At 73.8% G+C, this 17,498-nt stretch carries 16 protein-coding genes; 10 read left to right on the top strand and 6 right to left on the bottom strand.

The window, feature by feature from the left end:
• The coding region (locus LG632_RS23910) for a hypothetical protein (protein ID WP_226729497.1) at nucleotides 1-285 on the top strand (285 nt) is incomplete at its 5' end.
• Nucleotides 286-435: 150 nt separating this feature from the next.
• Here the strand turns inward: LG632_RS23910 and LG632_RS23915 are convergent.
• From LG632_RS23915 to LG632_RS23930, 4 genes are all read right to left on the bottom strand, one after another.
• The gene (locus LG632_RS23915) at nucleotides 436-1,143 is read right to left on the bottom strand and encodes a phosphatase PAP2 family protein (RefSeq protein ID WP_226729499.1); all 708 of its coding nucleotides are present in this window, start codon (nucleotides 1,141-1,143) and stop codon (nucleotides 436-438) included.
• A 192-nt stretch (nucleotides 1,144-1,335) separates the two neighbouring features.
• Entirely contained in the window at nucleotides 1,336-2,343 is a 1,008-nt protein-coding gene (locus tag LG632_RS23920) for a C40 family peptidase (protein WP_226729501.1), read from the bottom strand.
• 234 nt (nucleotides 2,344-2,577) lie between these two features.
• Entirely contained in the window at nucleotides 2,578-3,390 is an 813-nt protein-coding gene (locus LG632_RS23925) for a thioesterase family protein (RefSeq protein WP_226729503.1), read from the bottom strand.
• Nucleotides 3,391-3,601: 211 nt separating this feature from the next.
• On the bottom strand, nucleotides 3,602-4,210 hold the full coding sequence (locus LG632_RS23930; protein WP_226729504.1) for a LysE family transporter: 609 nt from the start codon (nucleotides 4,208-4,210) through the stop codon (nucleotides 3,602-3,604).
• A gap of 190 nt (nucleotides 4,211-4,400) precedes the next feature.
• Here LG632_RS23930 and LG632_RS23935 point away from each other — a divergent pair, with 190 nt between their 5' ends.
• Entirely contained in the window at nucleotides 4,401-4,916 is a 516-nt protein-coding gene (locus tag LG632_RS23935; protein WP_226729505.1) for a GNAT family N-acetyltransferase, read from the top strand.
• Between the two features lie 674 nt (nucleotides 4,917-5,590).
• Complete coding sequence (locus tag LG632_RS23940) at nucleotides 5,591-6,382, top strand: pentapeptide repeat-containing protein (RefSeq protein ID WP_226729521.1); 792 nt, start codon at nucleotides 5,591-5,593, stop codon at nucleotides 6,380-6,382.
• Between the two features lie 1,077 nt (nucleotides 6,383-7,459).
• Here the strand turns inward: LG632_RS23940 and LG632_RS23945 are convergent.
• Complete coding sequence (locus tag LG632_RS23945) at nucleotides 7,460-8,623, bottom strand: alpha/beta fold hydrolase (protein WP_308109058.1); 1,164 nt, start codon at nucleotides 8,621-8,623, stop codon at nucleotides 7,460-7,462.
• Between the two features lie 292 nt (nucleotides 8,624-8,915).
• Here LG632_RS23945 and LG632_RS23955 point away from each other — a divergent pair, with 292 nt between their 5' ends.
• The 7 genes from LG632_RS23955 (at nucleotide 8,916) to LG632_RS23985 (ending at nucleotide 16,862) form a co-directional block, all read left to right on the top strand.
• A complete protein-coding gene (locus tag LG632_RS23955) occupies nucleotides 8,916-9,182 on the top strand; it encodes a hypothetical protein (protein ID WP_226729506.1) in 267 nt (88 codons plus the stop codon).
• Nucleotides 9,183-9,552: 370 nt separating this feature from the next.
• The gene (locus LG632_RS23960; protein WP_226729508.1) at nucleotides 9,553-9,861 is read left to right on the top strand and encodes a DUF8827 family protein; all 309 of its coding nucleotides are present in this window, start codon (nucleotides 9,553-9,555) and stop codon (nucleotides 9,859-9,861) included.
• 96 nt (nucleotides 9,862-9,957) lie between these two features.
• Nucleotides 9,958-10,806 carry a DUF8175 domain-containg protein gene (locus LG632_RS23965; RefSeq protein WP_226729510.1) on the top strand — a complete coding sequence of 283 codons (849 nt, stop codon included), beginning with the start codon at nucleotides 9,958-9,960 and terminating at the stop codon, nucleotides 10,804-10,806.
• Entirely contained in the window at nucleotides 10,796-12,166 is a 1,371-nt protein-coding gene (locus tag LG632_RS23970) for a hypothetical protein (RefSeq protein ID WP_226729512.1), read from the top strand. Before LG632_RS23965 ends, LG632_RS23970 begins: the two co-directional genes overlap by 11 nt.
• On the top strand, nucleotides 12,163-13,725 hold the full coding sequence (locus LG632_RS23975) for an SCO6880 family protein (RefSeq protein ID WP_226729514.1): 1,563 nt from the start codon (nucleotides 12,163-12,165) through the stop codon (nucleotides 13,723-13,725). Before LG632_RS23970 ends, LG632_RS23975 begins: the two co-directional genes overlap by 4 nt.
• Nucleotides 13,726-13,741: 16 nt before the next feature.
• Nucleotides 13,742-15,154, top strand: a complete 1,413-nt coding sequence (locus LG632_RS23980; RefSeq protein ID WP_226729516.1) for an ATP-binding protein — start codon at nucleotides 13,742-13,744, stop codon at nucleotides 15,152-15,154.
• Nucleotide 15,155: 1 nt separating this feature from the next.
• The gene (locus LG632_RS23985) at nucleotides 15,156-16,862 is read left to right on the top strand and encodes a P-loop NTPase family protein (RefSeq protein WP_226729518.1); all 1,707 of its coding nucleotides are present in this window, start codon (nucleotides 15,156-15,158) and stop codon (nucleotides 16,860-16,862) included.
• 29 nt (nucleotides 16,863-16,891) lie between these two features.
• Here the strand turns inward: LG632_RS23985 and LG632_RS23990 are convergent, their stop codons facing one another.
• A complete protein-coding gene (locus LG632_RS23990) occupies nucleotides 16,892-17,452 on the bottom strand; it encodes a GNAT family N-acetyltransferase (RefSeq protein ID WP_226729520.1) in 561 nt (186 codons plus the stop codon).
• Nucleotides 17,453-17,498: the final 46 nt, after the last annotated feature.

The raw sequence follows: 17,498 nt of genomic DNA on the forward strand, positions 1-17,498 counted from the left end.
GATCGACGGCGTCGAGCCCAGGCCGCCGGCATCACCGCCGTCGCCCTGCTGGCCGGCGTCTTCGTGGCGCCGGCCATGTGGCCGCCGCTGCTCCTGGCGAGCCTGGTCGCGGGCCTGTGGGCCCTGGGCGCGGCGGCGTTCGCGCAGCGCCGGGTGACCCGGGGCGAGGAGGCCGCCTCGCCCCGGGTACGCAACGGCGCGCTGCTGGGATGCCTCAACACGGTCGCGATCCTCGGCCTCGTGGTCTGGGCGATCTGGGCCCTGGAACGCGCGGTCCGCCCGTGACACCCCGCCCGTGACACCTGCCCCCCGGACACCCCGCCCGTGACACCTGCCCCCCGGACGCCTCGCCCGTGACACCCAGCCGAAGACGTCCCGGCCCGGTACGCCCGGCCCGGTACGCCCAGTCCCCGACGCCCCGCCCCGGACGCCCCGTCAGGCCGCCAGGTCCTTGTCGTGCGAGCGGCTGCCCGGCGGCGTGTGGGCCTGCGGCAGCCCGACCGCGAGGGGCAGGGTCAGGCGCCGGGACCGGACCAGCCGCCGGGCCCGCGGGGCCCGGGCCACGCCCCGTACCAGCGGCGTCAGCAGGGCCATCGCGGCGGGAGCCAGCAGCAGGACGACGGCGGTGCCGAGCGCGAAGCCGCCGAGGACGTCGGTCGGGTAGTGCGCGCCGGTGTACACGCGGCAGACGCCCACCGACAGGGCCAGCCCGATGCCGGCGAGGCCGAACCGGCGGTCGGCGAGGAAGAGTCCGACGCCGAGCGCCATGGCCAGCGTGGCGTGGTCGCTGACGAACGAGAAGTCGGTGTTCCCGGAGGCGAGGACCTCCAGCCCGTCGTGCCGGCGGAACGGCCGCGGCCGCCCGACGAACTCCCGCAGCGGCACGTTCACGAGCAGGGCGAGCGCCGCCGCCAGCGGGGCCCACACGAGCGCCGCGAACGACTCGATCGCCGTCGTCTCGTCCTGCCGGCGGGCGCGGTGCCAACACCACAGCACCAGCAGGACCATGACGGCCAGGAGCCCGTAGTCGCCGAGCAGTCCCACGAACCGGTCGACGGGGGCGGGGGCGTGCCGGGCGAGGCCGTTGATGTCGTACAGCAGGCCGACATCCAGGTTCGGCCCACCGGTCGTGAGTCCAGCCATGGTGATGCGGCCCCTTGCTGCTTCGGTACCCCTGCGGGCGCACGCCGTTGTGCGCCCCCTCTCCGGACCCCCGGTGATCGACACCCGGTGTCCATGGAACGCCCGTTCTGGCGGCTACGTTCCACTCTCCACCGAATGATCACGTCAACGTTATCGAAGAGTGACGGATCGTCGCAGCTCAGGGCCCTTGCTTCACGCAGAGTTGCGAACACCGGAGCGGTTCGGCAGCGCCTCGGCGCCGTCCTTGGTCACCCGGGTCGCACCGAAGTAGTCGGGGGTGTCGATCTTGTCGAAGCGGATCACGGCGCCGGTACGCGGGGCGTTGATCATATAGCCGCCACCGACGTACAGACCGACGTGACGGATCGCCCGTGAATTCGTCAGATCGTCGGAGAAGAAGACCAGATCACCGGGAAGCAGTTCCGAACGGGACGGGTGCGGACCGGCGTTGTACTGGTCGTTGGCCACCCGCGGCAGTTCGATCCCCACCGTCCGGTACGCCGCCTGCGTCAGACCCGAGCAGTCGAACCGCCCGCCGTCCTCCGGCGTGCCCTCACCGCCCCACAGGTACAAGGTGCCCAGCTGCTTCTGGGCGAAGTAGATGGCCCCGGCGGCCTGCTGGGAGGGCGCGACCCGGCTCACCGGCCGGGCGAAGCTCCGCGCCAGGGTGGTGATGGCCTTCACGTAGCCCTGGGTCTCCTTGTACGGCGGCACGCCCTGGTACTTGATGACCGCGTAGGCGCCCGCGTTGTACGCCGCCAGCATGTTGCTCGCCGGATCGCCGGGCACGCCCTTGACGTCGGCCGCGAGCTCGCAGTCGTACGAAGCCGCCGAGGGGATGGCGTCGTTGGGGTCCCAGATGTCCCGGTCGCCGTCACCGTCCCCGTCGATGCCGTGCCCGGCCCAGGTGCCGGGGATGAACTGGGCGATGCCCCGCGCGTCGGCGGGGCTGACCGCGTGGGGGTTCCAGCCGCTCTCCGAGTACAGCTGCGCGGCGAGCAGCGCCGGGTTGATGGCCGGGCAGAGGGTGCCCCACTTCTCCACCAGTGCCTGGTACTTCGCGGGGACCGCGCCCTTGGTCAGCGCGATGTTGTTGGCGCCGCGGCCACCGCCGGCGAGGCCCGCGGCGGCCGAGTAGGTGCCGACGACGATGAGTACGAGGAAGCTCAGGCACAGCCCGATTCCGATTCCGCCTGCCATCCAGAACTTGCGCACCCGTCAACCCTCCCCCATGACACCCCCCGAAAGGGGGGATTACCGGCCTCCCATGCCGACCACCCACCCGGAAGCCGGAACCGTCGGTGCTCCCGCACCGGTTGGACGAACCGGTCGAGGCCATCCTCGACGCGACGAAAGGCCGCCGTCCAGTCTCCCGGATCGGCGGCCACCGCACCGCGCCCCCGCCCGTACCGGCCAGGCGCTGGCCGGAAATCGTCAGCGCGGAGCGACGTACAGGCTCTGCGCGCCGCGCCCGATGGGGCCCTTCTCGTCGTGCAGCCGGGCGTCGGCCAGCCCGATCCCGGCCGGGTCGACACTGGTGCGCGACTCCACGCAGGCCCACTCGCCGACGGGATACCGGTGCAGATGCACCGTCAGGTCGCTGTTGACGAACACGTACGACCGGATGTCGAGCACGGCGCTGATGCCGTTGCCGGAGTCGGCCGCGACCAGCACCCGGTCCAGCGGACGGATCGGCTCCCCGGCGATCAGCGGGACCTTCATCCGCATCCAGCAGCTGCCGGGCCCCGGCTCCAGGAAGGCGCCGTGGGTGAACCGGGTCTCCACGGCGGTGTGGTAGCCGACGTCCCACGGCAGCGGGAAGAACGGCGTGACCTCCACCTCGCCGGGAGCGGGCAGCTCGGGCCCCTGGAGCACGGCCGGGACCGACTCCTCGTCGGTGCGCACCCGCAGCGCCCGGGCCAGCATCGCCGGAGCGCCGCCCCCGCGGGAGCCAGCGGCGGGCGCGAGGACGGCCTCGACGACCTCGGTCCCGCGCCCGGACCGCAGCACGCTGGTGGTGACCTCCAGGTCGCCGATCGGCACCGGCCGCAGGATCTCGTACGTGATCCGCGCGATCCGCATGTCACCGCGCGCGCCCGGGCGCTCCTCGACGGCCCTGCCCAGCAGCGCGGCCGGCGGCCCGGCGTGCTGCGCGTGCGCGTCCCAGGGTCCCCGGGTGCACTCACCGGCCCGGAACCGCCCGTCACCGATCCGCTCGTAGAACCAGCCCTCGCCAGCAACGTCCATGCCGGCACGCTACCGACAGGTAACGACACCACGCCAGCCTTACGGAGGGCCGGGCGGCGGGCGGGGGGCGACGGGCGGGCGGGCGGCGGAGGGCCGGGCGGCGGACGGTCGGACCCTGGCCGGCCGGACCCTGGACGGCCGGGGCGGGGACGGCCGGGGCGGGGACGGCCGGGGCGGGGACGGCCGGACTCTGGCCGCCCGGACCGCGGCCTCAACGGGCGAACCCCAGCCCCACCCCCAGCCCGACGAGGACGGACCCGATGGCCCGGTTGAGGGCCTTCTGCGCCTTGAGCATCCGCTCCCGCAGCGCACTGTGCGAGAAGAACAGCGCCACCGCCCCGAACCACACCAGGTGCGCCACCGACATGAACAGCCCGTACCCGGCCTGCTGCCACACCGGCGTCCCCGGGCCGACGACCTGCGTGAAGGTGGCGACGACGAAGAGGGTGGTCTTCGGGTTCAGCACATTGGTCAAGAACCCGGAACGCAGCGCCCCGAGCGGCGTGAGGCCGGGCTTCGACTCCAGGTCCACGGTCAGCTCGGCGCGGGCCCGGAAGGTCCGGATGCCGATCCACACCAGGTAGGCGGCGCCGGCCAGCTTGATCGCGGTGAACAGCGCGGTCGAGGAGGCGATCAGCAGCCCGACCCCGAGCATGGTGTACGACACGTGCACCAACACCCCCGCAGCGACCCCGGCCGCGGCGAGGAGCCCGGTCGTCCGACCGTAGAGGTAGCTGTTGCGCACGACCATGGCGAAGTCGGCGCCGGGACTGACGACGGCGAGCACGGTGATGACGGCAACGGCGATCACTTCTGTCATGTGCCGATGCTCACCGCCCACACCGCAGCGATCAAGTCCTCGCGGACATCGCCCACTTGCCGCCCCTCCGGCCGGAGCCGGGGAACCCGAAGGCCGCCGCCCGGGCCCGACCGTCCGACTGCCGAGGCGAGGCGGCAGGCCGCTGCCGAGGCCCGGGCGGACGCCCGCCGAGGGCGTCGATACTGGCGGCATGACTGCCGCGGCCCCCCTCACCCTGCGCACGTTCCGACCCGCCGACGATTCCCCCTTCCTCCACCGCTGGGTCACCAGCCGCGCCGAGCTGATCCGCTGGGCAGGCCCGGCCTTCCGCTGGCCGCTCGACGACGCCCAGGTCGCGGCGTACGCCGCCGAGCCCGGCCGACACGCCTGGTCGGCAGTGGCCGACCCCGCCGGGGACCCGCTGGGGCACGTCTCCTTGCTGCGCCACCCGGACGGCTCCGGGGCACGCCTCGGCCGGGTGCTGATCGCACCCGAGGCCCGCGGCCGGGGCCTGGGCGAGGCCATGCTCCGCCAGGTCCTGGACCGCGCCTTCGGCGAGCTGGACCTGCCCGCCGTGGACCTCGGCGTCTACACCCACAACACCGCCGCGGTCCGACTCTACGAACGGCTCGGCTTCCGGACCGAAGCCGTCCTGGCCGACGTGGAGGAGGTCGACGGGGAGCCTTGGTCGGCCCTCCAGATGCGGCTACGCCGCCCGCCGGCCTGACAAGGGACAATGAGTCCGTGTCCCGCCCCAGCCCTGCCCCCCGCCGCCGGCCCCGCGCCCGCGACGCCGCCGACCGAACCGCCCCGACCGCCGACGAGCGCGCGCCGCGCCCGGGTGACACCCCCCGCACCGGGACGGACCGCCCCGACACGGCCCGCGGCGCGAAGAGCCGGGCCTCCGCGAACGGCGACCGCGAAGCCGCACCCCGCACGGACACGACCCGCCCCCGGTCGAACCGCCCCGCAGACGGCCCCACAGACCGCGACCGGGCCAGCCGCGAGGGCGCGAGCCGCGACCGGGCCGGCCGCAACGGCGGACGCCACGACCGAGTCGGCCGCGACGACGCAGGCCGCAACCGGGCCGGCCGCAACGGCGGCGACCGCGACGAGCCCGGCCGCAAGGGCGCGAGCCGCGGCCGGGACGGCGCGAGCCCGGCACGCGGCGGGACGCTCCGCTCCACTGCTGGCAAGGCGGCGAGCGGCAGGGGCAACGGCAAGCCCAGTGGCCGCGGCAACGGTAAGGCCGACGCCGGCAACGGGAGAGCCGGTGGCGGCAACGGCCGGACCAGTGCCGGCAACGGCAAGCCCGCTGGCAGCGGCAACGGTACGGCCGGCGGCGGCGGCAACGGTACGGCCCGTACCGCGCCCGGCCCGGCCGCCGAGCGCCACGCTGCCCTGAAGGCCGACTGCGGCAGCTGCTTCGCGCTCTGCTGCGTGGCGTTGCCCTTCGCCCGGTCCGCCGACTTCGCCGTGGACAAGGCCGCCGGCACCCCCTGCGGCAACCTCCAGCAGGACTTCCGCTGCGGCATCCACAGCCGGCTGCGCGCCTCCGGCTTCCCCGGCTGCACCGTCTTCGACTGCTTCGGTGCCGGCCAGCAGGTCTCCCAGGTCACCTTCGGCGGCCGCGACTGGCGGACCCACCCCGAGACACGTCGGCAGATGTTCGAGGTGTTCCCGGTCCAGCGCCAGCTGCACGAACTGCTCTACTACGTCACCGAGGCCCTGACCCGGCCCGCCGCCGGCCCCGTCCACGCCGGACTGCGGCAGGCCCTCGCCGAGACCGAGGAGCTGGTCGCGGCCGATGCCGCCCGGCTCGCCACCGCCGACGTCGCCACCCTGCGGCAGGGCGTCAACACCCTGCTGCTCAAAGCGAGCGAGCTGGTCCGCGCCACCGTCCCGGGCAAGAAGCGCAGCCACCGCGGCGCCGACCTGATGGGCGCGCGCCTGGCCGGCGCCGACCTGCGCGGCGCCACCCTGCGCGGCGCCTACCTGATCGCCGCCGACCTGAGCGGCGCGGACCTCCGCAGCGCCGACCTGATCGGCGCGGACCTCCGCGACGCGAACCTCGCCGACGCCGACCTCACCGACGCCCTCTTCCTCACCCAGGCCCAGCTCAACGCGGCCCACGGCAACGCCACCACCCGCATCCCCTCCACCCTGACCCGCCCACCCCACTGGCCGACCTGACCCACCCGCCCCGGCCCGACCCAGCCGCCCTGACCCAGCCCGGGCGGCTGCGAGCCGCCCGGGGCAGGAGCCCGACCGAGCCCGTGCAGGGCGGGGGAGGGCGAAGGCCCGGACGGCCCGGACGCCCTGCCCTGCCTAGACCTGCATTCCTAGCCAGCCCTTGGCTCCGCCGCACCCCCTGGTCCACCCGATACCCGGCCCGCCCCGACTCAGCCAAGCCCTGGCTTCACCCCCAGCCCCGGAGCCCGCCGGACCTCGCCCTGCTCGGACCTGCCCCCGCCCAAGCACCGCCCCTGGCAAGGGCAGGTGCCATCCCCCGCGCAGAGACAGGCACAGACCAGGCTCCCAAGCCCCAGCCCCAGCCACGGCCACGGCCACGGCCACGGCCACGGCCACGGCCACGACAAAGGCAAGCACAAGGCCCGGCCGCCACCCCGGCCCGGCTCTCGGCCCGACCCAGCCCGGGCGGCCCTGAGCCACCCGAGGCAAGGGCCCAGCCAGGCCCCCCGCGCCGGAGCAGGCCGAGATCCCGACCCCGCCCAGCCGGAGCCAGCTCCAGAACCGCCCCACCCCCACGGCCTCGGAGCACTGCCAAGCCCCGCGCGCCCAAGCCCCACCCAGGCAGGAGCCGGAGTAAGCCCCGCGCAGGGCGGGGCCCAGGCCCGGCCCTCGGCCGCAAGGCCAGGACACAGGCCCAGCCGCCCGAGCCCCAGCCACGGCCACGGCCACGGCCACGACAAGCGCAGGCACAAGGCCCGGCCGCCACCCCGGGCCAGCCCCTGCCCTGCCCTCCGCAGGCAGGGAAGAAGCGGCCCAGGCACCCTTGCCCCAGCCCGGCCCCCCGGCCCCCGGCCGCCGCAAGGCCACAGCCCAGGTTCGGCCGCCCGAGCTCCGACCCCGGCGCCCCGCCCCACCCGGCCCCGGCCGCCGCAAGGCCAGGACACAGGCCCAGCCGCCCGAGCTCCGACCCCGGCGCCCCGGGGCCCCCGGGCCTCCGGCCCGGCCCCGCACCGGACCCCCGCCCCGGGCCCGTTTCGCCCCCGCCCCGGCGCCCCGGCCCGCCCCGGGCCCCGCTGGTCACAACCGCCCCAAGAACCCCCTCACCGCCGCCCCGAAGCCCTCCGGGTCGTCCGCGTGCACCACGTGCCCCGCCGGCAGCTCCACCAGCTCGACGTCCGGCCGCCGCGCGGCCATCTCGCGGGCGTGGTCCGCCGTCAGGTCTCCGCTGCGGTCGCCGCGTATCAGCAGGGTGGGGACCCGTACGGCCAGCCAGTCGGCCCAGTGGTCGCCGTTGAGCAGTTGCTGCGAGGTCACCATGTCCTCCGGCACGAACGCGGTGCCCCACCCGTCCTCGTACTCCCGCAGGGAGTCCCCCAGGAACCTCGCCGACTCGCCCAGCCCCCTCACCAGCTCCTCACGGCTGCCCGCCCGCCGCGGCCACTCCAGCGCGAAGGACAGATCGGCGTCGACGACCGCCCCGATGTCCTCGACCACCAGCGCCCGCACCAGGTCCGGCCGCCGCGCCGCGAGCTGGTACGCGTTGACCCCGCCCAGCGAGTGCCCCAGCACCACCACCGGCTCCAGTCCCAGCTGGTCGAGCAGGGCGGCGGCATCGGCCACGTACGCCTCGCGCCCGTAGTCCTCGGCCCGGTCCGACGCCCCGTGGCCCCGCTGGTCCAGGGTGATCAGCCGCCACCGGGGACCGAGGTCCGCGGCCAGGCGGCTCCACGTCCGACCGTTGTGGAAGTGGCCGTGCAGCGCCAGCACCGGCCGGCCCGGGCCGCCGTGGTCGGTGTACGACAGCTGCCGGCCGCCCACCTCGATCGTGCCCGGCAGCGGCCCGAGCTTCTCGATGACCCGCTGCCGCAGCAGCTGGTACTCCGCCCAGCGCCGCCGCAGCCGCCCCGGAGGCCGCTTGACGATCCGGCCCGGTGTGACGACCTCCCCGCGCCGGAACTGCTCCCGCGTCAGGTCCACGAGGACCCCGCCGGGCAGCAGGTTCCCCCAGTGGTAGCCCTCCTGCCGGCCCTCGTGGAACACGTCGCTGAGCACCAGGTCGCCGCCTATGAGGTCCTGGACCACGAGCGCGGTGATGTCGCACTGGCCCCACGCCGGGTTCTCCGGCGTCCACGGGATCCGCGCGATGTCCGTCGGCTCGCTCGTGTCGGCCGACCAGCCCGCCCGGATCGCCGCCTCAAGGTCGGTCAGGGTCCACGGTGTTGTCCTCGTAGGCATCGTCATGGGACCACCATGCCCGGCCCCACTGACAATGCCCGGGGACCGTGCCCGCTCGCCCACTGACAATGCCCCGGGGACCGTGCCCGCTCGCCCTCTGACAATGCCCCCGGGACCGTGTCCGGCTCGCCCCCTGACAATGCCCCGGGACCATGCCCGGCGCACGCCCACCGGCCGTGCGCCGATCGCGCAACCACGCGCTGCCCGGCCGCCGTGACCTCGGGCGTGGCGGCCCCTACGGTGAGCCACGAAACCGGAAGCTGATCGTCAGTTTCAGGTCGTCACCGGAGGTTTGACCATGCGACGCCTGTTCACCGCCCTCGGCACCCTCGCGGCCGCCGCCACCCTCGCCCTCGCCCCGGTCGGCGCGGCCCAGGCCACCCCCGCCGCCCCGGCCGCCCCCACGGCCCCCGCCGTCGCCGCCGTCCCGTTCGGCTGCGGCTACCTCGTGGGCCCCGCGCTGATCACGACCCACCCGATCTGGTGCCTGGGCCACCCCGTGACGGTCCTTCACCCGGGCCAGGTCCGCTTCTCGCCGTTCCACCACGTCCACTACGTAGCGTAAGAACGCCCCGCCCCCTCCCGGCGCCGCACCCGGCTCCCGCCCGGTCGCGGCGCCGACGCACGACTCCGCCACCACCGGCCCGCTCACCGGCCCGCCCACCGGCCCCCACGCGCGGCGCCCACCCGTACGCCCCCTGTACGCCGCGAGCCCGGTCATTGCCCGGTGTCAAGTGGCGTGATACACAGAGTGACCATATGTTCTTCCGCGGAACCCCCAGGTCGGAGGGTGCGAACGGGGCGCGTACCGGGAGACCGGAAAAAGAGAGGCGCCAAGTCGACGCCCTGCGGCGGTTTCATCAGCGAAGATAGTGCGTGACCCCTGCCGCAGGGCACGGGCTACCGGAACTACCCGTACAGGGGCGGTGAGTTACATGATCCTGGCAGCCGAAAAGGGCGACATCACCACCATCATCGGCGGAATCGCCCCGAACTGGGGCCCCTTCGGCAGTCTCGGCGCCGAAGCGAAGGTCATGATCGAGGTCATCATGGCCGTGGCGATCCTCCTCTGCCTCGGCATCGCCATCTGGGGCGCGGCCAAGCAGCGCATCGGCGCGACGGCACTGCGCGACACCTTCAGCGCGGAACAGGGCAAGGGCCTGATCGTGGCCGGCCTGACAGGCGTCTTCATCATCGGGTCGCTGGGCACGTTGTTCACGATCGTCTACGGGATGGCGGTCTAGCCGTGCCGGCTTCCGCCACCTGATGACGAATCACCACACCGCGCCCGCGCGGGAACCAGCGCTACCGTCGAACGACGCGGAGGGGGCGGAGACGGAATGAGCCACGACGACAGCTACGGCGGCGGGTCCGGCGGCGGCTACGGCGACGTCGGCGGCACGGGCCAGACCCGTACCCGCCTCCCGGAGCCCCCCGCCGACCCGTACGCCCCGGCCCGCCGCGGCTCCCGCTCGTCCCGCGGGCTGGTCACGGTGGTCGGCGTGGTGGTCCTCCTGATCGCGGCCATCGCCTTCGCGAACCAGGACAACGCCGAGGACCCGAAGGACCCGGCGTCGACGTCCGCGGCGACGCCGGGGGCGGCGCCGACCCGTCCGACCGGGACCAAGCCGGTCGACGGCAAGAACGGCGAGGTCCCGAAGGGCTTCGCGCAGAACGAGCAGGGGGCTCAGTCCGCCGCGTCCAACTACGCCGTGGCACTGGGCTCCGAAGGCATGTTCAACACCGCCCGCCGGCACTCCATCGTGGACGCCGTGGCGGACAGCTCCACGAAGGACAAGCTCAAGGCCGCGTTCGACGCGGACTACTCGCCGGGACTGCTGTCGCGGATCGGGCTCAGCGCGGAAGGCACCGCACCCGCCGGGTCGACCTTCGTGAGCCGTACGGTCCCGGCGGGCACCAAGCTGCGCACCTACTCCGCCGGTACCGCCGTGGTCGACGTGTGGTGCGTCGGCATGTTCGGCCTCACCGGAGAGAAGTCCACCCGGCCCGTCACCAGCAGCTGGTTCACGATCTCCCTGACGATGAAGTGGAACGGATCCGACTGGAAGGTCGTCGAGACCTCTCAGAAGGACGGTCCCACCCCGGTCACCGGTGACAACCCGGTGTCCAACTCGGACGAGATCGGCGCAGCGGTCACCGAATTCGGAGGCTTCACCTATGCCCGGTAGCCGCCTCTTCCTCCGGAAGGCCGCCGCCACCGCCGCGGCGGTCCAAGCCTCGCTGGTGCTCCTGGCCGCCCGCGCGGCGGCCGCCCCCACGCCCACGCCGGGCGGAAGCCCTGGCGCAACCCCTGGCGCGACGCCCGGAGCAACCCCGGGTGCGACGCCGGGGCCCGGTGCCAGCAACGACCCCTGCGCCCTGATCAGCGGCGCGGCCAGGGACTACTGCGAAGGTGGGGCCCCCGGCACCACCCCCGGCGGCGCCGGCCTGGCGCCCAGTAACCCCGCCGACGCCCTCGACCCCCTCGCCTCCCTGGCCAGGGGCTGCGCCGACGCCGCCGCCTGGATCGTCGGCAAGCTCAGCGAGGCCGTCAAGAACACCGCCGCCGTCGACTTCACCAACGGCACGTTCCTCCAGCAGTACGCCGTCGTCTTCGCCGCCTCCACCGTCCTCACGCTGGTCCTGTGGCTGCTCGCCGTCGCCAAGCGCGCCATCCGCGGCGTCCCGCTCAGCACCGCGGTCTCCGAAGCCATCGGCTTCCTCTGGCTCACCGTCCTGGCCTCCGCCTTCACCCCGCTGATCCTCTACACCGTCGTCTCCGCCACCGACGGCGTCACCCAGGTCATCGCCACCGCCACCGGCGGCCAGACCGACGTCTTCTTCGGCTCCTTCGGCGAGGCCCTCAAGAAGGGCCAGGACATCGGCGGCGGCCCGGTCATGCTGATCGTCGTCGCGCTCGTCACCGTCCTCGCCGCCGGCGTGCTGTGGCTGGAGCTGGTCATCCGCGCCGCCCTGCTCTACGTCGGCGCGCTGCTCGGCACCGTCGTCTACGCCGGCCTGGTCGACCGCAACATGTGGGGCCATGTCCGCCGCTGGGCGGGCATCATGATCGCCGTGATCATGGTGAAGCCGATCATCGTGATCGTCCTCGGCCTGGCCGGTGCGCTCGCCGGCGAGAACGGCCCGAACGCCTTCTCCGCCGTCGTCTCCGGCCTCGCCATCATCCTGCTGGCCATCTTCGCCTCCGCGATGATCTACCGCTTCGTACCCGGTTTCGGCGACGAGATCGCCGCCGCCCGCAGCAACCGCAAGCAGGCCACCGACGGAGCCCAGGCCGCCGCCGTCATCAGCTCCCCCGCCACACTGGTCTCCCAGGGCATCAAGACCCACAGCAGCCGCGGCGGATCCCACCGCGCCGGCGGCGGCGAAGGCGGCGCCGGCGGCAACCAGATCTCCGGAGGCATGGCCGCCCACAGCAGCCGCGGCCCCGGTGGCGGAGCCGGCGGCGGAACCGTCCCCTCCGCCGCACCCGCGCCCCGTACGAGCACGAGCACGAGCCCGAGGAACACAGGAGGTGACGGGCGTTGACGGCCCAGTCCCACCAGATCCACCCGATCGCGCCCCGCCGCACGTACCTGATCGGCCGGGCCCGGCCGAACGCCGTCGTCGGCAAGAACCGCGAGACGGGCGAGATCGCACTGATCATCGCCGGGGCCTTCCTCGGCATGATGAGCGGGCTGCTCGTCCCCGCCCTCACCGGCCGCATCGTCGCCCTCGTCGGCTTCCCGATGCTCGCGCTCGCCGCCGTCTACGTGCCCTACCGCGGCCGCACGTTCTACAAGTGGTTCGAGATCAACCGCAGCTACAAGCGCACCGTCCGCCGCGGCGCCACCTACCGCTCCGCCGCCATGGAGGCCGGCACCCGCGCCGCCGACGGCCGCGAGGTCGAGATCGGCCCGCCGCCCGGCATCGGCCGGATCAGCTGGCTCGCCGCCCCCTTCGGCCCCGACGAGATCGCCGTCCTGCTGCACGCCGACCGCAGGACCGTCACTGCGGCCATCGAGATCGAGGGCCCCGGCGTGGGCCTGCGCGACAGCGAGGACCAGGAGGCCCTCGTCGACCGGTTCGGCACCCTGCTCAAGCACGTGGCCAACGGCGACGGCTTCGTCACCCGCCTGCAGATGCTCGCCCGCACCCTGCCCGCCGACCCCGACGCCCACGCCAAGGACGTCGCCCAGCGCGGCGACCCGAACTCCGCGCCCTGGCTGCGCGACTCCTACGACCAGCTGCAGTCGATGGTCTCCACCTCCTCGGAGCAGCACCGCGCCTACCTGGTCGCCTGCATGCACTACACGCGCGAACTCGCCGCCGAGGCCCACGCCATCGCCCGCGCCGCCCGCCCCCAGCAGGGCCGCCGGCTCGACAAGGACGCCGGACTGGCCGTCGTCATGGCCCGCGAGCTCACCGACATCTGCGCCCGCCTCGCCGAGGCCGACATCCGCGTCCGCCAGCCGCTCGGCCAGGGCCGGCTCGCCTCCCTCGTGCACTCCATGTACGACCCGGACCACCCCATCGACCACATCCAGGCCATGACCAAGCGCAACGCCTGGCCGGCCGAGCTCGACGCCACCGAGCCCACCTTCCTCCAGGCCAAGACCCGCGAGTCCTCCACCCGCGCGCCCTGGTGCCACGCCACCGCCTGGATCAAGGAATGGCCCATGACGCCCGTCGGCGTGAACTTCCTCGCCCCGCTCCTCGTCCACACCCCCGACGTGATCCGCACGGTCGCCGTCACCATGGACCTGGAGCCCACCGAGGTCGCCATCGAACGCATGCTCACGGAGAAGACCAACGACGAGGCCGACGCCAGCCGCGCCGCGAAGATGAACCGCACGGTCGACCCCCGCGACGTCGCCGCCCACGGCCGACTGGACCAGAGGGGTGAAGATCTCGCCAGCGGTGCGGCCGGAGTCAACCTGGTCGGGTACATCACGGTGTCGTCGCGTTCCCCGGAGGCCCTCGCCCGCGACAAGCGGACCATCCGCGCATCGGCCGGCAAGTCGTACCTGAAGCTCGAATGGTGCGACCGCGAGCACCACCGCGCGTTCGTCAACACCCTGCCGTTCGCCACCGGCATCCGACGCTAGCTGGAGGCAGCCCGCCATGCGAGATCCGCTGTCCGTGCTGACGGACGCCTTCACCAGCTTCCTCTTCGGCAAGGTCGAGACCACCCGGCTCCCCGTCCGCACCTCCACCGGCCAGGCCCAGGCCGTCTACCTGCCGACCGCCGCCCCCGGCCTCGGCGACTCCGGTGTGATCATCGGCCGGGAGGTGTACAGCGGCAAGGGCTACATCTACGACCCCTTCCAGCTCTACGGCCAGCAGCTCCCGGCCCCCCACTGGCTGGTCCTCGGCGAGTCCGGCAACGGCAAGTCCGCGCTGGAGAAGACGTACGTCCTGCGCCAGCTGCGGTTCCGCGACCGCCAGGTCGTCGTCCTCGACGCCCAGGGCGAGGACGGCGTCGGCGAGTGGAACCTCATCGCGGAAGCGCTGGGGATAACTCCCATCCGCCTGGACCCGATCTCCGCCAACGACGGCGGCATCCGGCTCAACCCGCTCGACCCCGCCATCACCACCACCGGCCAGCTCGCCCTGCTGCGCACCATCATCGAAGTCGCCATGGGCCACGGCCTGGACGAGCGCGCCGGCTTCGCCCTGAAGGTCGCGCACGCCTACGTCACGGAGACCATCACCGACCGCCAGCCGGTCCTCACCGACATCGTCGAACAGCTGCGCCACCCGGAGGCCGAGTCCGCCGAGGCCATGAACGTCGACATAGACGACGTACGCGCCTGGGGCCTGGACGTGGCCCTGGTCCTGGACCGCCTCGTCGACGGTGACCTGCGCGGCATGTTCGACGGCCCGACCACGGTCGGCATCGACCTCGACGCCCCGCTCATCGTCTTCGACCTGTCCCACATCGACCGCAACTCCATCGCCATGCCCATCCTGATGGCGATCGTCGGCGTGTGGCTGGAGCACACCTGGATCAGGCCCGACCGGAAGAAGCGCATCTTCCTCGTCGAAGAGGCCTGGCACATCATCAACAGCCCCTTCGTGGCCCAGCTGTTCCAGCGGCTGCTGAAGTTCGGCCGGCGCCTGGGCCTGTCCTTCGTCGCCGTCGTCCACCACCTCTCGGACGTCGTCGACGGGGCCGCCGCCCGGGAGGCCGCGGCCATCCTCAAGATGGCCTCCACCCGCACCATCTACGCCCAGAAGGCGGACGAGGCCCGCGCCACCGGCAGAGTCCTCGGCCTGCCCCGCTGGGCGGTGGAGATCATCCCCACCCTGACGCCCGGCATCGCGGTCTGGGACGTCAACGGCAACGTCCAGGTCGTCAAACACCTGATCACCGAGACGGAACGGCCCCTGGTCTACACCGACCGGGCGATGACGGAGTCCTCGGCCCCGCCGACGGAGCGGCTGAACGATGACCTGCTCGCGGCCGAACTGGAGGCGGAGGAACGCGCCATGCGGATCGAAAGACGCCGCGGCGGTGGGGCGACGGTGGCCTGACATGGCCGAACAGCGCCCCGCGGCGGCGGCACCCCGTGGCATCCCGGACGGGCTCCTGGTGGGCCTGCTGGCCTTCCTGCTGGGCCTGGCGGTCCTCGTCTGGACCGCCACCGGCCTCGCGGCGTGGCTCGCCCGGGGCGCCTGGCCCGACACCGTCACGTTCGCCCGCACGCCCACCGCGGTCCGCGCGCTGATAGCACAACCGCACGACGTCCCGGCCGCCTGGCCGGACACCGACCCGGCGGCCCTGTCCGGCTGGGGGCTGTTCTGGGGCCTGTTCGTGAGCCAGCTGCTGGTCCTGCTCGTCCTGACGATCTTCACCATGGGCGTCGTCACCCGCACCAAGGCCCGCCGCACGCGCGCCCGCGCGACGGCGACGGCAGGAGCGGCCCCGACCCCGGATCCGGCGCTCGGCGGCGCCACCGGAGCCACCGGCTCGGGCGGAGCCACCGGGTTGGGCGGAGCCACCGGCTCGGGGGTGGGGGCCGCCGGGTTGGGCAAGGCGACGGGGTGGGGCGGGCCCGTCGCATCGGACGGATCCGCCAATTTGAGCGGATCCGCCACCTCGGGCGGGTTCGCCGGACCGGGCGGCGTACCGACCGTGGACGGCGCACCCGGCGCGACCCCGGCCGCGCCCGCGCACGCCCCCACCCAGGCCCGCGACCACCGGCCCCGCCCCGACGAGGCCTACCGCTACGGCTTCGGCTACGCGCCCACGGCCGCCCCGCCCCCGCGCCGCCCGGAGCCGGCCGGACAACGACCCTCGCGGCCGACCGCGGAAACGGCCCGGGGCCGCCTGGTCTACGCCCCCCAGGACGACCGCCTCCATGCGGCGGCGCTCCGCATCGCCGAGGCCGACGGCGCGGCCCTCGTGGTCACGTCGTCGCCCGCCCTGTGGGCGCAGACCAAGGACGCCCGGGCCAAACTGGGCCCGGTCCTCCTCTACGACCCCACGCACCGCTGCGACACCCCTGCCCGGATGCACTGGAACCCCACCGAGGGCTGCGCCGACCGCGACACCGCCGCGGCCCGCGCCCTGGCCCTCCTGGCCCCCGTACGCCCCCAGGCCCGGATCGACGCGGCGGTCGCCGACACCGCCGAGACGCTCCTGCGCAGCTGGCTGCACGCCGCCGCGCTGGACGACCGCCCTTTCAAGCAGCTCCACCGCTGGGCGCAGGGCACGTCCGCCCAGGAACCGGTCCGCGTGCTGCGCACCCACCCGCAGGCGGCCGCCGGCACGGCGGGCGAGCTGGAGAGCGCCCTCACCGCCCATCCCGAACGGCGGGACATGGCACTCCAACTGACGGCCCGTGCCCTCTCCAGCCTCACGTCCGTCCACATCCGTGACGCCTGCAATCCGAACCGAACAGATGCGCTCACGCTGGCATCGTTCGTGACCGAAGGGGGCACCCTCTATGTGGTGGGTGAACCGATCGAAGACCCTCGCACCCACCCGGGTGCGATGCCGCTGCTGACCGCACTCGCCGCGAGCGTGGTCGAGCACGGCCGCCGCATGGCCGCACGGTCATCCCACGGTCGGCTCGACCCACCACTCTCGCTGGTCCTGGAGGACGTCGCCGCCGTCGCCCCGATCCCGCAGCTTCCGGAGCTCCTGACCGACGAGACGCTCCCGCTCCTGGCCCTGTGCCGCAGCCGCGAACAGGCCCGCTCCCGCTGGCCGGAGGCGGCCGACCTCCCGGTGGGCTGAGCGGCCCCGCCGTGGAGACCGGTCCGCGGTCAGGGCCGCGGCAGGACGTACTCCAGCTCCTTCGCGGCCGGGTCGTCGGGGATGGGCACGACGACTCCGGACGGCCGGAACCCGAACCGCTCGTAGAAGGCCGCGGCCCGCCGGTTGTCCTCGTGCACGAACAGCCGTACGCGCTCCAGCCGGGGCTCCTGCACCTGCCAGGCCCACTCCACGCCGGCCTCGAAGAGGGACTCGATCACCCCGGTCCCGCGGTGCTCGGGCCGCACGTACACGCCCACGACATGCCCCTGGTCCACCTCGATCGGGTCGTCCAGCACACTGCCGGCCCCGGCCACCTCGACGAGCACCGTCACGGACCCGACCCACGTCCCGTCGGGCCCCTCGGCCACGAACTGGCGGATCGTGCCGCTCTCGGCACCCCGTTCCGTCCGGCCCTGCCAGAACGAGTCGGGCTGGGCGGAGGCCTTCTCGTACGTCTCCAGGAACGCGATGGGCGCGACGGGGTCCTGCAGCGCCGCCAGGCGCAGCTCCTTCACCTTCTCCCACTCGTCGGCTCGGACGGGACGTATCACGTACTTCTGCGCGGTCATGCGGGGATCCTAGCCCTGAACGCAGAAAAGCCCCGCACCATTTAAT

Source organism: Streptomyces antimicrobicus (assembly GCF_020532625.1).
Taxonomy (GTDB): Bacteria; Actinomycetota; Actinomycetes; order Streptomycetales; family Streptomycetaceae; genus Streptomyces; species Streptomyces antimicrobicus.